The 14,454-nt window shown below is 67.6% G+C and carries 12 protein-coding genes; 8 read left to right on the top strand and 4 right to left on the bottom strand.

Translation table 11 applies throughout. From position 1 onward, the window contains the following. Positions 1-5: 5 nt before the first annotated feature. The 4 genes from puuE (at position 6) to J2739_RS14315 (ending at position 5,882) form a co-directional block, all read left to right on the top strand. Entirely contained in the window at positions 6-959 is a 954-nt protein-coding gene (gene puuE / locus J2739_RS14330) for an allantoinase PuuE (RefSeq protein ID WP_309902713.1), read from the top strand. Between the two features lies 1 nt (position 960). Beyond that, on the top strand, positions 961-2,763 hold the full coding sequence (gene uraD / locus J2739_RS14325) for a 2-oxo-4-hydroxy-4-carboxy-5-ureidoimidazoline decarboxylase (protein WP_309902712.1): 1,803 nt from the start codon (positions 961-963) through the stop codon (positions 2,761-2,763). 1 nt (position 2,764) lies between these two features. Continuing rightward, positions 2,765-3,997 (top strand): M20 family metallopeptidase, encoded by a 1,233-nt coding sequence (locus J2739_RS14320; RefSeq protein WP_309902710.1) that lies wholly within the window; start codon positions 2,765-2,767, stop codon positions 3,995-3,997. 853 nt (positions 3,998-4,850) lie between these two features. Beyond that, positions 4,851-5,882, top strand: coding sequence for a methionine synthase (locus tag J2739_RS14315; RefSeq protein ID WP_309902708.1), 1,032 nt, complete (start codon positions 4,851-4,853; stop codon positions 5,880-5,882). A gap of 66 nt (positions 5,883-5,948) precedes the next feature. Here the strand turns inward: J2739_RS14315 and J2739_RS14310 are convergent, their stop codons facing one another. The 3 genes from J2739_RS14310 to J2739_RS14300 form a co-directional block, all read right to left on the bottom strand. After that, complete coding sequence (locus tag J2739_RS14310) at positions 5,949-7,475, bottom strand: tripartite tricarboxylate transporter permease (protein WP_309902705.1); 1,527 nt, start codon at positions 7,473-7,475, stop codon at positions 5,949-5,951. Next, positions 7,475-7,897, bottom strand: a complete 423-nt coding sequence (locus tag J2739_RS14305; RefSeq protein ID WP_309902703.1) for a tripartite tricarboxylate transporter TctB family protein — start codon at positions 7,895-7,897, stop codon at positions 7,475-7,477. The genes J2739_RS14310 and J2739_RS14305 overlap by 1 nt, the downstream gene beginning before the upstream one ends. A 183-nt stretch (positions 7,898-8,080) precedes the next feature. Next, the gene (locus J2739_RS14300) at positions 8,081-8,383 is read right to left on the bottom strand and encodes an acylphosphatase (RefSeq protein WP_309902701.1); all 303 of its coding nucleotides are present in this window, start codon (positions 8,381-8,383) and stop codon (positions 8,081-8,083) included. A gap of 175 nt (positions 8,384-8,558) precedes the next feature. Between J2739_RS14300 and J2739_RS14295 the strand changes: the two genes are divergently transcribed. From J2739_RS14295 to J2739_RS14285, 3 genes are read left to right on the top strand one after another with little or no spacing between them, the layout of a single operon-like run. Beyond that, positions 8,559-10,049, top strand: a complete 1,491-nt coding sequence (locus tag J2739_RS14295) for an NCS1 family nucleobase:cation symporter-1 (RefSeq protein WP_405053883.1) — start codon at positions 8,559-8,561, stop codon at positions 10,047-10,049. 23 nt (positions 10,050-10,072) lie between these two features. Then, positions 10,073-10,831: an aspartate/glutamate racemase family protein gene (locus tag J2739_RS14290; RefSeq protein ID WP_309902700.1), complete on the top strand. Its 759-nt coding sequence runs from the start codon at positions 10,073-10,075 to the stop codon at positions 10,829-10,831. 60 nt (positions 10,832-10,891) lie between these two features. Beyond that, positions 10,892-11,650: a GntR family transcriptional regulator gene (locus J2739_RS14285; protein ID WP_309902698.1), complete on the top strand. Its 759-nt coding sequence runs from the start codon at positions 10,892-10,894 to the stop codon at positions 11,648-11,650. Between the two features lie 622 nt (positions 11,651-12,272). Here the strand turns inward: J2739_RS14285 and J2739_RS14280 are convergent. Then, positions 12,273-12,734, bottom strand: coding sequence for a GNAT family N-acetyltransferase (locus J2739_RS14280; protein WP_309902696.1), 462 nt, complete (start codon positions 12,732-12,734; stop codon positions 12,273-12,275). Positions 12,735-12,856: 122 nt separating this feature from the next. Between J2739_RS14280 and J2739_RS14275 the strand changes: the two genes are divergently transcribed. Continuing rightward, complete coding sequence (locus tag J2739_RS14275) at positions 12,857-14,254, top strand: FAD-containing oxidoreductase (protein ID WP_309902694.1); 1,398 nt, start codon at positions 12,857-12,859, stop codon at positions 14,252-14,254. The last annotated feature ends 200 nt before the right edge of the window (positions 14,255-14,454 follow it).

The following is a 14,454-nucleotide window of genomic DNA, read 5'->3' as shown; positions in this document are numbered from 1 at the left end:
CTTCCATGAGCAACATCTACGACTCCACCCTGCCCTTCCCGCGCGACCTGGTCGGCTACGGCCGGAATCCGCCGCATGCCCAGTGGCCCGGACGCGCGCGCGTCGCGGTGCAGTTCGTCCTCAACTACGAGGAAGGCGGCGAGAACTGCGTGCTGCACGGCGATGCGGGCTCCGAGCAGTTTCTGTCCGAGATGTTCAATCCGGCGAGCTACCCGGACCGGCACATCAGCATGGAGAGCATCTACGAGTACGGCTCGCGTGCCGGCGTCTGGCGCATCCTGCGGGAATTCGAGAAGCGCGGCCTGCCGCTCACCGTGTTCGGCGTCGGCATGGCGCTCGAGCGCCATCCCGAGCTGAGCGCCGCCTTCAAGGAATTGGGGCACGAGATCGCCTGCCACGGCTGGCGCTGGATCCACTACCAGAACGTGGACGAGGCCACCGAGCGCGAGCACATGCGCCTGGGCATGCAGGCCATCGAGAAGCTCACCGGCGAGAGAGCCCTGGGCTGGTACACCGGCCGCGACAGCCCCCGCACCCGCCGCCTGGTGGCCGACTATGGCGGCTTCGAGTACGACAGCGACTACTACGGCGACGACCTGCCCTTCTGGATGAAGGTGCAGAAGACCGACGGCAGCATCGTGCCGCAGCTCATCGTGCCCTACACGCTGGACTGCAACGACATGCGCTTCGCGCTGCCGCAGGGCTACTCGCACGCCGAGCCCTTCTTCCAGTACCTGAAGGACAGCTTCGACGCGCTCTACGCGGAGGGCGACGAGGCCCCGAAGATGATGAGCATCGGCATGCACTGCCGCCTGCTCGGACGCCCCGGCCGCATCACCGCGCTGCAGCGCTTCCTCGACCACATTGCCGGGCACGATCGCGTGTGGGTCTGCCGCCGCCTCGACATCGCGCGCCACTGGAAGGCGACGCATCCCTACTCCGAATCGAAGGGAGCCTGACATGGCGCTGAGCCTCGAACAACTGAACGCCGCCACGCCCGAGCAGGTCGCGGCACTGCTGGACGGCACCTACGAGCATTCGCCGTGGATTGCGCAGCGCGCCGCCGCCGCGCGGCCCTTCCGCTCGCTCGCCCACCTCAAGCACGCACTGGTGCAGGCGGTCTCCAAGGCCACCGACGAGGAACAGCTGGGCCTGATCCGCGCCCACCCCGAGCTCGCCGGCAAGGCGATGGTCAGCAAGACGCTGACCGCCGAATCCACTCACGAGCAAGGCAAGGCCGGCCTCACGGCGTGCACGCCCGAGGAGTTCGCGAAGATCCAGCAGCTCAACGCCGACTACAACGCCAAGTTCGGCTTCCCCTTCATCCTCGCGGTGCGCGGTCCGCGCGGCACCGGCCTGGGCAAGCGCGAGATCATCGACACCTTCGAACGCCGGCTGCACCATCCCGCGGACTTCGAGCGGGGCGAGGCGCTGCGCAACATCCATCGCATCGCCGAGATCCGGCTCGACGACAAGTTCGGCTTCACGCCCACGCTCGGCAACGACGTGTGGGACTGGCAGGAGCAGCTCTCGGTGCACACCGACCCGGGCTACGCCGAGAAGGGCCAGCTCACCGTGACCTACCTGACCGAGGCGCACCGCGCCTGCGCGCAGCAGATCGCGGGCTGGATGCGCGAGGCCGGCTTCGACAGCGTGGAGATCGACGCGGTCGGCAACGTGGTCGGCCGCTACGAAGCCGAGGGCTTCGTGCCGGGGACCGGCGCCACGCCTGATGCGAAGACGCTGCTCACCGGCTCGCACTACGACACGGTGCGCAACGGCGGCAAGTACGACGGCCGGCTCGGCATCTTCGTGGCGCTCGCCTGCGTGCGGGAGCTCAAGCGGCAAAACCGGCGCCTGCCCTACGCCTTCGAGGTCGTCGGTTTCGCGGAAGAGGAAGGCCAGCGCTACAAGGCCACCTTCCTGGGCTCGGGCGCGCTGATCGGCCATTTCGACGCCCGGTGGCTGGACCAGAAGGACGCCGACGGCATCACCATGCGCGAGGCGCGCGCGATCGCCGGCCTGAAGGACGAAGACATCCCGAAGCTGAAGCGCGACCCCTCCAGGTACCTGGGCTTCGTCGAAGTGCACATCGAGCAGGGTCCGGTGCTGAACGAGCTCGACCTGCCGCTGGGCATCGTGACCTCGATCAACGGCGGCGTGCGCTACGTGGGCGAGGTGATCGGCATGGCCAGCCATGCCGGCACCACGCCGATGAACCGGCGCCGCGATGCGGCCGCCGCGGTGGCCGAGCTGATCCTCTTCGCGGAGCAGCGCGCCGCGAAGGACGGCGACTCGGTCGCCACGGTCGGCATGCTGGAGGTGCCCAGCGGTTCGATCAACGTCGTGCCCGGCCTTTGCAAGTTCAGCCTGGACATGCGCGCGCCCAACAACCCGCAGCGCGACGCCCTCGCCGCCGATGTGATCGCCGAGCTCGGGGCCATCTGCGAGCGCCGCGGCGTGCGCTTCACGCTGGAAGAAAGCATGAAGGCCTCGGCCGCGCCCAGCGCCCCCGAATGGCAGCAGCGCTGGGAGAAGGCGGTCGACGCGCTCGGCGTGCCGCTCTACCGCATGCCCAGCGGCGCCGGCCACGATGCGATGAAGCTGCACGAGGTGATGCCGCAGGCCATGCTCTTCGTGCGCGGCATCAATTCCGGCATCAGCCACAACCCGCTCGAATCGAGCACCAACGACGACATGCAGCTGGCGGTCGAGGCCTTCCAGCTGCTGCTCGACAACCTGGCCCAAGAGAAGGCGCACTGACATGACCACGAGTACCGACTACGACAGGATCGACGCCTGGATCGACGCCCATTTCGACGAGGAAGTGCGCTTCCTCCAGGAGATGGTGCGCGTGCCCACCGACACGCCGCCCGGCAACAACGCGCCGCATGCCGAGCGCACCGCCGAGTTGCTCGAGACCTTCGGCTTCGTCGCCGAAAAGCATCCGGTGCCCGCACAGGCGGTGAAGGACTACGGCCTCGAATCGATCACCAACCTGATCGTGCGGCGCAAGTACGGCGAGGGCCGCACGGTGGCGCTGAACGCCCACGGCGACGTGGTGCCGCCGGGCGAAGGCTGGACGCACGATCCCTACGGCGGCGAGATCGAGGACGGCCGCCTCTACGGCCGCGCCGCGGCCGTCAGCAAGAGCGACTTCGCCAGCTTCACCTTCGCGCTGCGCGCCCTCGAGGCGGTGGCGAAGCCGGCCAAGGGCAGCGTCGAATTGCACTTCACCTACGACGAGGAATTCGGCGGCCTCCTGGGCCCGGGCTGGCTGCTCCAGCAAGGCCTGACCAAGCCCGACCTGATGATCGCAGCCGGGTTCAGCTACGAAGTGGTGACCGCCCACAACGGCTGCCTGCAGATGGAAGTGACGGTGCACGGCAAGATGGCGCATGCGGCCGTGCCCAGCACAGGCGTCGATGCACTGCAGGGGGCGGTCCATGTGCTGAACGCGCTCTACGCGCAGAACGCGCTTTACCAGCAGGTCACGTCCAAGGTCGAGGGCATCACGCACCCTTACCTCAACGTGGGCCGCATCGAAGGCGGCACGAACACCAACGTCGTGCCCGGCAAGGTGGTCTTCAAGCTGGACCGCCGCATGATCCCCGAGGAGCATCCGGCGGAGGTCGAGGCCACGATTCGCAAAATCATCGCCGACGCTGCGGCGCAGCTGCCGGGCATCACTGTCGAGATCAAGCGCCTGCTGCTGGCCAATTCGATGAAGCCGCTGCCGGGCAACAAGCCGCTGGTGGAGGCGATCCAGAAGCACGGCCACGCGATCTTCGGCGAGCCGATCAAGGCCATGGGCACGCCGCTCTACACCGATGTTCGCCTCTACGGCGAGGCCGGCATCCCCGGCGTCATCTACGGGGCCGGCCCGCGCAGCGTGCTCGAGTCGCACGCCAAGCGCAGCGACGAGCGGGTGGTGCTGGAAGACCTTCGGCGCGCGACCAAGGTGATTGCGCGCACGCTTCGCGATCTGCTGGGCTGAGGCTGCTTGCAGCAAGGGGCGTACTGGGGTCGCTCCTCTGCATTGGCATGCAGCGTTGATGCAGCCTGCGCGTTGCGGAAGGCCTGCGCGCCGCGGAAGGCGTGCGCGCCGCGGAAGGCGTGCGCGCCGCGGAAGGCGGTCTGCGGTCCGGGCTCATACTGGGGCGGTCGTCGCTGCGCGCCGACTCCGTTGCGGTGCTCGCCTGGGGGCAGCGCCGCGGAACTCGCTACGCGCTCCTTCGGCGCGCTTCGCTCAAACAGCCGCGGCGAGTCAGATCACGAAGCGCGCCTGTCCTTCGGCAGGCGCGCCCGCCCCCAGACTGCGCTCCTCACCGCCCCAGAAATCGCCCGGCCCGCAGACCACCTTCCGCGGAGGTGGCGTTCCGGGCGTTCGGAATACCGCACCCGCGCATCCGGGGCTCGGGTAATTGGGCATCTGGGCATTTGGGCATTTGGGCATTTGGACATTTGGACATTTGGGTAGTTGGGTAGTTGGGTAGTTGGGTAGTTTGGGTATGGAGATACCGGCACAACGTATCCCGCAAAGGTGCCCGCGGGTGCGCTGCGGCGTGCCTCTGTGGCGCCGAGAAGCGCAGCGCAGCCGGCCGCACGCCTGCCGAAGGACAGGCGTGCTTCGTGGTCTGACTTGCCGCAGCTGTTTGAGCGCAGTGAACGAAGTGAACGCAGCGAGTTCTGCGGCAGGCCGGCTGCGCGAGCATCGCAGGGGAGTCGGCGCGCAGCGCCGACCGCCACAGTGGCGCGCCGCAGCGCACCCGTGGGCGCCTTTGCAGCGCCCGATGCGGGACCTTCAGAATTGGCTTACCCTCGCGGCGTCGTCCTTCGCGAGGTGCCTCATGTCCCGTCCCCTCTTCAGCGCCACCATCGCCGGCAGCTTGCCCAAACCCGCCTGGCTGGCCGAGACCCGCAAGCTATGGCCATCATGGAAAGCCGAAGGCGCCGATCTCGCCCAAGCCAAGGCGGACGCCACGCTGCTGTGGATCAAGGCCCAGGAAGATGCCGGCCTCGACGTGATCGGCGACGGCGAGCAGTCGCGCCAGCATTTCGTCCACGGTTTTCTCGAAAAGGTCGAGGGCATCGACTTCGAGCACAAGGTGAAGATGGGCATTCGCGACAACCGCTACGAGGCCATGGTGCCGCAGGTGGTCGGGCCGCTGCGGCTCAAGGGACGGGTGCATGAGGCCGAGGCTCGGCTGCTGCGCGCCCACACGCAGCGCCGCACCAAGTTCACCCTGCCCGGCCCGATGACCATCGTCGACACCGTGGCCGACCGGCACTACGGCGACCGCGTCGCGCTCGCGATGGCCTTCGCCGAGCTGTTGAACCAGGAGGCGCTGGCGCTCGAAGCCGACGGCATCGACATCGTGCAGTTCGACGAGCCGGCCTTCAACGTCTACATGAAAGAGGCCGCGGACTGGGGCGTGCGCGCACTCGAGCGTGCGGCCCAGGGGCTGCGCTGCACCACCGCGGTCCACATCTGCTATGGCTACGGCATCCAGGCCAACATCGACTGGAAGGCTTCGCTCGGCGAGGAATGGCGCCAGTACGAGACGGTGTTCCCGGCACTCGCGAAAAGCCGCATCGACCAGGTGAGCCTGGAGTGCTTTCATTCCCACGTGCCGCCCCATCTGATGCGCCTGCTGGAGGGCAAGGACGTGATGGTCGGCGTGATCGACGTGGCGAGCGAGTCGATCGAGACCCCCGAGCAGGTGGCCGACACCATCGGCGAGGCGCTGCAGCACGTGCCGAAGGAGAGGCTGCTGCCCTGCACCAACTGCGGGCTCGCGCCGATGGACCGGGCCATTGCGCTAAAGAAGCTCGAGGCCCTGGCCGAGGGCGCCGCACTGGCGCGGCGCCGCTACGGCTGAGAGCGCCCCGGCGTCACGTCACGACGACCTGCCGGGCCGAGCTTCGCTCCCCCCACGCGCAAGGCTCTATCGCTCCACCAGCACCGACTCGTCGGGCTGCCGCTGAAGCGCGTGCCTTCTGCGCGCGCGCAGCAGGAACGCGACCGTCTGCCACACGACGAAGACGGCGATCAGCGCCAGCAGGGTGCCGCTGATGGGTCGGCTGACGAAGATCCCGAAGCTGCCGCGGCTCAGCAGCAGCGAGCGGCGGAAGTTCTCTTCGAGCATCGGGCCGAGGATGAAGCCCAGCATCAGCGGCGCGGCATCCAGCTCCAGCCGCATGAACATGTAGCCGATGAAGCCGAACCCGGCCGTGATGAAGAGGTCCTCGAGGCTGTTGTTCACGCTGAAGGTGCCGATGCAGCAGAAGAACAGGATCGAGGGGAACAACACGCTGTACGGGATCTTGAACACCGACAGCCAGTAGCGCACCAGCGGCACGTTCAGGGTGATCAGGAAGCAGTTGCCCACCCACATGCTGGCCACGAGGCCCCAGAACAGCTCGGGATGCGCGGCGATCATGTTCGGCCCGGGCTGGATGCCCTTGATGACGAAGGCGGCCAGCATCAGCGCCATCACGGCGTTCTCGGGGATACCGATGCTCATCAGCGGGATGAAGCTGGTGCGCGCGGCCGCCTCGTCGGCCGCGGCCTGGCCGGCCACGCCCTCGATGCAGCCGGTGCCGATCTCGTGCTTGTACTTGCTGACCTTCTTGTCGATCGCATAGGCGGCGAACTGCGCGATAGTCGGGCCGCCGCCGGGCAGGATGCCCAGGAACGAGCCGATCGCGCCGCCGCGCAGGGCGCTGGGGATGATCCGCTTGAACTCCGCCCAGGTCGGGATCAGGTCGATCTTGCCGTTGAAAGGCGAGCGCTCTTCGCGGGCATCGAGGTTCTTCGTGATCTCGGCGATGCCGAAGCAGCCCAGCGCGATGCTGACGATGCCGATGCCGTCCACCAGGAAGGGCAGGTCCATCGTGAAGCGCGCGGTGCCGCTGTTCACGTCGGTGCCGATCTGTCCCAGCAGCACGCCGATGAGGCACATGGCGAGGCCGTTGAGCAGGCTGCCGGTGGTGACGAAGCTCACGCACACGAAGCCCACGAGCATCATGGCGCAGTAGTCCGCCGGACCGAACAGGAAGGCCACCTCGCCCAGCATCGGAGCAAAGAACGCGAGCACCACGATGGCAATCGTGCCGCCGATGAAGCTGGAGACGCCGGCGGTGAACAGCGCCAGCCCGGTCTTGCCCTTCAGCGTCATCTGGTAGCCGTCGATGCAGGCCACGATGCTGCTGGCGTGCGGGATCTTCATCGTGATCGCGCTCACGCTGTCGCCGTACTGCGCGCCGTAGTAGATCCCGGCCAGCATGATGAGTGCGCCGGTGGTGTCGATGGAATAGGTCAGCGGCAGCAGCAGGCTGATGGTGGCCAGCGGGCCGAGCCCGGGCAGCAGGCCGACGAGTGTGCCCACCGTGCACCCGAGGGCGCAGTACAGCAGGTTGTGGATGGTCAGGGCGTGCGAAAAGCCGAACGCCAGGTTGTGCAGGACGTCCATCAGTAGAGGGGCAGGTTGAGGCCGAGGAGTTTCTGGAAAGCCAGGGCCATGAGGACCAGGCCGGCGGAGATCTTGACGTTGCGCACCCACGAATAGGAGGTGCCGGCCGTGGTCGAACAGAACACCATGAAGACGATGCCCACGATCATGTTCAGGTACATCGAGAGCACCGCGAAGCCGCAGAGGCTCGCCATGATGATGGCGATGTTCTTGAAGTTGAGGTCCAGGCGTACGCGTTCGACGAAGCGCGATCGGATGACCGTCGCCACGCCGATCAGGCCCAGCAGGCCGCTGACGAGGGCCGGGAACAGGCCGGGCCCGGCCCGGCTGAAGTCGCCGATCGGGTAGCGCAGGGATTGCAGGCCGAAGGCCAGCGAGATGAGGACGAGGAACAGGCCTCGGGCAAGATTTCTGTCGTTCATAGGCGTTTGATGAGCGTTGTCTCCTGTGTCGCCCATGCACGTCCATGCGGACTTGCCGGGCCGCCCGATGCTCGGGCCAGGCCGCTGATCGGAATCTGACCTGCCGGTGAGGGGAATTACGTACGGCCCCGCCTGCGCTCGCCGTGGCGCGGCTTCTCGACGCGTTCGCGTCAACGGCAGGGCTCAGGCCGTCGGCAGGATGTCGAAGCCCTGCAGTCGCGCCGGTGGCGGCATGGCCTCGGCCTGATCCAGCGCATCGACGCGCGCACCGGGCACCCCGTGGCGCAGCCATTCGCACATCCGTGCCAGCTGCTGCGGCGAACCCTGCAGCAGCGCCTCCACCGAGCCGTCGCGGCAGTTGCGCACCCAACCGGTGATGCCCTGCGCCCGTGCATGGCGCATGCAGCCATCGCGAAAGCCCACGGCCTGGACGATGCCGCGTATCCGCACCAGGCGGCTTTCGATCGATGCGTTCCCGTGATCCATGACGCGCCTGCCCTTCGTTTTCGAGCCGACCATTGTGGCCCTGCCCCGGGTAAACACCAATCCCGTCAGCTCGATTCGCGCTTGATTGCACCCATTTTTTGTATACAAATATGGGGTGCAATCATCGAACCGGGCCGACCGCCCGGACATCCGCCACCCCACGAGGAGACAACCCGTGAACACCGCCGTCAGCCAAGCCAGCGTCGACATGCCCATCCAGGGCCATGCCCCGCATGCCGAACCGTCCAACGCCGCCATGAAGCCGGGCTACGACCCGGCCCTCACCAACGAGGATCTCGCACCGCTGAAGAAGCAGACCTGGGGCCAGTACAACATCTTCGCCTTCTGGATGTCCGACGTGCACAGCGTCGGCGGCTACATCACCGCCGGCAGCCTGTTCGCACTGGGGCTGTCGAGCTGGCAGGTGCTGGTGGCGCTGCTGGTGGGCATCTGCATCGTGCAGTTCTTCTGCAACCTGGTGGCCAAGCCCAGCCAGGTGACGAGCACGCCCTACCCGGTGATCTGCCGCGCCTCCTTCGGCGTGCGCGGCGCCAACATCCCGGCCATCATCCGCGGGCTGATCGCGGTGGCGTGGTACGGCATCCAGACCTACCTGGCCTCGGCCGCCTTCATGGTGCTGGCGCTGCACCTGTTCCCCCACCTCGCGCCGTACGCCGACGTCAGGCTGCATGGCTTCGCCGGCCTGTCGGCGCTCGGCTGGGTCGCCTTCATGGTGATGTGGGTGCTGCAGGCCTTCGTGTTCTGGCACGGGATGGAAGCGATCCGCAAGTTCATCGACTGGGCCGGCCCGGGCGTCTACGTGGTGATGACGATCCTCTGCGGCTGGCTGGTGTGGAAGGCCGGCTGGCGCAACATCGACCTCAATCTCGGCGGCGTCAAGTTCCAGGGTTGGGACGCGCTGCCGGTGATGCTCTCGGCCATCGCGCTGGTGGTCAGCTACTTCAGCGGACCGATGCTCAACTTCGGCGACTTCTCGCGCTACGGCAAGAGCTTCGACGCGGTGAAGAAGGGCAACTTCTGGGGCCTGCCCGTCAACTTCGTGTTCTTCTCGCTGCTGACGGTGATCACCACCGCCGCGACGCTGCCGGTGTTCGGCGAGCTGATCACCGACCCGGTTCACACCGTGGGCAAGATCGACAGCACCACCGCCGTCGTGCTGGGGGCGCTGACCTTCATGATCGCGACGGTCGGCATCAACATCGTGGCCAACTTCGTCTCGCCGGCCTTCGACTTCTCGAACGTGGCGCCGCAGCACATCAGCTGGCGCGCGGGCGGCATGATCGCCGCGGTCGGCTCGGTCTTCCTGACGCCGTGGAACCTCTACAACAATCCCGAGGTGATCCACTACACCCTGGACATCCTGGGCTCCTTCATCGGGCCGCTGTTCGGTATCCTGATCGCGGACTTCTACCTGGTGCAGAAGCAGCACGTGGTGGTCGACGACCTCTACACGCTGAGCAGCAAGGGCCGATACTGGTATCGCAACGGCTACAACATGAAGGCCGTGTGGACCTTGGTCCCCTCGGCGCTGGTCCCGATCCTGTGCGTGCTGATCCCCTCGTGGCGCGGCGCGGCCAACTATGCCTGGTTCATCGGCATGGGGCTGGGCTTCGTGATCTACGCCCTTGTCAATCGAAAATCCTGAACGGAAGAAATCCCGAGCCCGCCATGCGCATCAAGATCATCAACCCCAACACCACCTGGAGCATGACCGAGAAGATCGGCGCCTGCGCGCGCTCTGCCGCGCGGCCGGGCACCGAGATCGTGGCGGTCAGTCCGTCGATGGGGCCGGCCTCCATCGAGAGCCACTACGACGAGGCGCTGGCCGTGCCCGGCTTGCTGCAGGAAATCGCCGCCGGCGAACAACAGGATGTCGACGGCTACGTCATCGCCTGCTTCGGCGACCCGGGGCTGCAGGCGGCGCGCGAGCTGGCGCGCGGCCCGGTGGTGGGCATCGCGCAGGCGGCCATGCACGTGGCCAGCCTGGTGGGCACGCGCTTCAGCGTCGTGACCACGCTTGCGCGCACCATCGGCCAGGCCCGGCACCTGGCCGAGGCTTACGGCATGCAACGCTTCTGCGCCAATGTGCGCGCCTGCGAGATCCCCGTGCTGGAACTGGACGCGCCGGGCAGCAAGGCGCGCGAGCGCATCGTCGACGAATGCCGCCGCGCGCTGGCGGAGGACGGCAGCGACACCATCGTGCTCGGCTGCGCCGGCATGGCCGATCTGTGCGCTCACATCGCCCAGGTGCTGGGCGTGCCGGTGATCGACGGAGTGGCTGCAGGCACGCAGCTGGTCGAGTCGCTGGTGAACCTGCGGCTCGGCACCAGCAAGCACGGGGAACTGGCGCAGCCGCCGGCCAAGCCGATGACGGGCTTGCTGGAAGGCTTCACCCTGCAGGCGCCGGCGCTCAGGCGCGCCGCCTGAGGAAGCTGTGGGCGAGGCTCCGGCATGAAACGCACGCCGCGGCTCGTCCACAATCGAGCCATGCCACGCGCGCCCAAAGCATCCGCCGCCCCGCCTCCGAAGACCAGCCCCGAACCCGACGCGATCGCCGCCGCCCCCGACAAGAGCGCCACCATCGAGAGCATCGCGCAGGACATCGCCACCGCCATCGTCGAGAAGCGCCTGCCGCCCGGCACCTGGCTGCGCGAAGAGGCCCTGGGCCGGGTCTACGCGGTGAGCCGCACCAAGATCCGCGCTGCCCTGCTGACGCTGTCGAAGGACAAGCTGATCGAGATGATTCCGGACAAGGGCGCCTTCGTCAGCAAGCCCAGCGTCGAGGAGGCGCGCGAGGTCTTCGGCGTGCGCCGCATCCTCGAGAGCGAAGTGGTGCGCCTGTTCGTCGCCAAGGCGAAGCCCGCCGACTACCGTGCGCTGGAGCAGCACATCCGTTTCGAGCGCACCACGCTGAGCGCCACCACGACCACCGGCACGGTGCGTGAAAAGCTGCTGGGCGACTTCCACGTCGCGCTGGCCGAGGCGGCCGGCAACCGCACGCTGGCCGAGCTGGTACGCGAACTGGTGGCGCGCAGTTCGCTGATTGCAATGCTCTACCACTCCTCCAACGACCCGCACTGTTCCTCCGACGAGCACTCGGACTTCCTGCGGGTGTGCCGCAGCGGCGACGTCGAAGCCGCGGTGGCCTGCATGACCGGACACCTGTCGCGCATCGAGGCCAGCCTGCAGCTCACGAGCGGGGCGCCTGACCGGCAGCTCGACTTGGTCAAGGCTTTGCTGGCCTGACGCTCCGGCAGGGCGCGCTGGGCCTTGCGGGCGCCATGCTCGGCAATGGCGCGCGTTGTTGCTCGAGCATGGCGTGGCGTATGACATGGGTCTTGATGAAGCCCGTTCGCGTGTGCAGGGGGCATTGCGGCCTGCGCGCCGCCGAAGGCGGTCTGCGGCCCGGGCTCCTGCTGGGGCGGTCGGCGCGTTGCGCCGACTTCGCTGCGGTGCTCGCCGCCCCAGAAGTCGCCCGGTCCGCAGACCACCTTCGGCGGAGGGAATGTTGGGGGTGCTCGGATACCGGCACAACGTATCCCGCAAAGGTGCCCGCGGGTCCGCTGCGGTGCGCCTCTGTGGCGCCGAGAAGCGCAGCGCAGCCGGCCGCACGCCTGCCGAAGAACAGGCGTGCTTCGTGATCTGACTTGCCGCAGCTGTTTGAGCGCAGTGAACGAAGTGAACGCAGCGAGTTCTGCGGCAGGCCGGCTGCGCGAGCATCGCAGGGGAGTCGGCGCGCAGCGCCGACCGCCACAGTGGCGCGCCGCAGCGGACCCGCGGGCGCCTTTGCAGCGCGCGGCACATCAGCGCTCAGTAAAACGCCTCCGACCACCGTGGTACTGCCACGTCCTGGCCGCCGCAATGGTGATCAAAACTCCTTCGTGTATACGATGAAGCCCAGGTGCTTCGCCACCTTGTCGTAGAGCAAGCGCCCCGCCGCATTCGACGCCTGCGTCTGCCAGTAGACACGCGACGCGCCGGCCGTCTTTGCCTGCTCGTAGACCCCTTCGATGAGCAGCCGGCCAATGCCGCGTCCCCGGTGGGATTCGAGCGTGAACAGATCCGAGAGATAGCAGATCGATTCGATGCGCGTCATGCTGCGATGGAACAGGTAATGCGCCAGGCCGACGATCCCGCCCTGGTCCACTGCGACCAGTGCGTCCATCGGCTCCGCCGGATCGAGGAAGCGCTGCCAGGTGGTCTGGGTGATGTGCTCGGCCAGCGCCGTCTCGCCATGGCGGCCGTAGAAAGCGTTGTAGCGGTCCCAGAGGGGCCGCCAGGCCGCGAGGTCGTCCTGCACCACTGGACGGACAAGAATGGGCTGCGTCATGGGAGGCGTTTTTTCTCCATTGGCGGTGTCGATGAAGCGCCCGAGTTTGCACCCGAATGCCACACTTCCACTGGCCAAGCCCCAACCGGCCTGACACACTGCCCGCATCCAAGGAGACGCACATGGACGAGACCTTCGACGCCATCGTCATCGGCAGCGGCCAGGCTGGCCCCGCACTGGCCGACCGCCTCTCGCAGGCAGGCTGGCGCGTCGCGGTGGTGGAGCGCCATCGCTTCGGCGGCACCTGCGTCAACACCGGCTGCATCCCGACCAAGGCGATGGTGGCGAGCGCGCATGTGGCGGCGCTGCTGCATCGAAGCCAGGACTTCGGCATCTCCATCCGCGGCGAGGCCGAGGTGGACTTCCCTGCGGTGATGGCACGCAAGAGCCGCATCTCCGGCAGTTCGAGCGAAGGCGTCGAGAAGTGGCTGCGCGGCATGCCGGGCATCACCGTCATCCAGGGCCATGCGCGCTTCGAGGCGCCCGGCGTGCTCCGCGTGGGCGAGCGGCTGTTGCACAGCGAGCGGGTCTTCATCAACGTCGGCGGCCGCGCGAGCGAGCTGGCGCCCGACATCCGCGGCGGCGTCGACGTGCTGAACAATTCCTCGCTGATGGCGCTCGACCGCTTGCCCGAGCACCTGGGCGTGGTCGGCGGCAGCTACGTCGGGCTGGAGTTCGCCCAGATGTTCAGGCGCTACGGTTCACGGGTGACCGTGCTGCAGCGCGGCGCGCAGATCGTGCCGCGAGAAGATGCCGACGTGGCGCGCGCGCTCCAGGAGACCCTCGAACGCGAGGGCGTCGAGATCCGAACCGGCACGGAATGCTTCGCGCTGCGCCGCGAAGGCGCGCACATCGCGGCGCGCTGGCGCTGCGGCGACGACCAGGACGAGTTCCTGTGCACGCACGTGCTGAACGCGACCGGCCGCCGGCCGAACACGGACGACCTCGGGCTCGACCGCTGCGGCGTCGAGGTCGATGAACGCGGCTTCATCCGGGTCGACGACCAGTTGCGTACCTCGGCGGCGGGCATCTGGGCGCTCGGGGATTGCAACGGGCGCGGCGCCTTCACGCACACGGCCTACAACGATTTCGAGATCGTCGCCGCCAACCTGCTCGACGCCGATCCGCGGCGCGTGAGCGATCGCATCCCTGCCTATGCGCTCTACACCGATCCGCCGCTGGCGCGCATCGGCATCACGGTGGGCGAGGCGCTGGCCTCGGGGCGCCCGACGCTGATCGGCGAGCGGCCCATGTCCAGGGTCGGCCGGGCCGTGCAGAAGGGCGAGGAGCAAGGCTTCCTGCGCGTGCTGGTGGATGCGCAGACGCGGCACCTGGTCGGGGCGACCTTGCTGGGCGTCGAGGCCGACGAAGCGGTGCATGCCCTGCTGACGCTGATGTACGCGCGCCAGCCGGTGGCGACGGTGCAGCGCGGCGTCTTCATCCATCCCACGGTTTCCGAGCTGCTGCCGACCGTGCTGGGCGCGCTCCGTCCGCTGGAAGCCGCGACCGCGCAACACTGATCCGCGCGCCCCGCAAACATAAGACGAAAGCCTCATGCCGGTGCGTGTCATTCCTGGGTAACGCGGGTTGTCAGGGCGTGATTTATTTGCTAGCCCGGGATGTGACTAAGTCGAAGGTCCCGCGACCCCTTCGCAGGCCGCTGCCAGAGGGAAATTTATCCCCCGAGGGGGTGCACAAGGTTGTGGATAAAGCTCTGGGC

It is taken from the genome of Variovorax soli (genome assembly GCF_031454625.1).
Taxonomy (GTDB): Bacteria; Pseudomonadota; Gammaproteobacteria; order Burkholderiales; family Burkholderiaceae_C; genus Variovorax; species Variovorax soli_A.
Note: the sequence above shows the minus strand (reverse complement) of the source record. Positions and strands in the feature narration are given on the sequence as shown.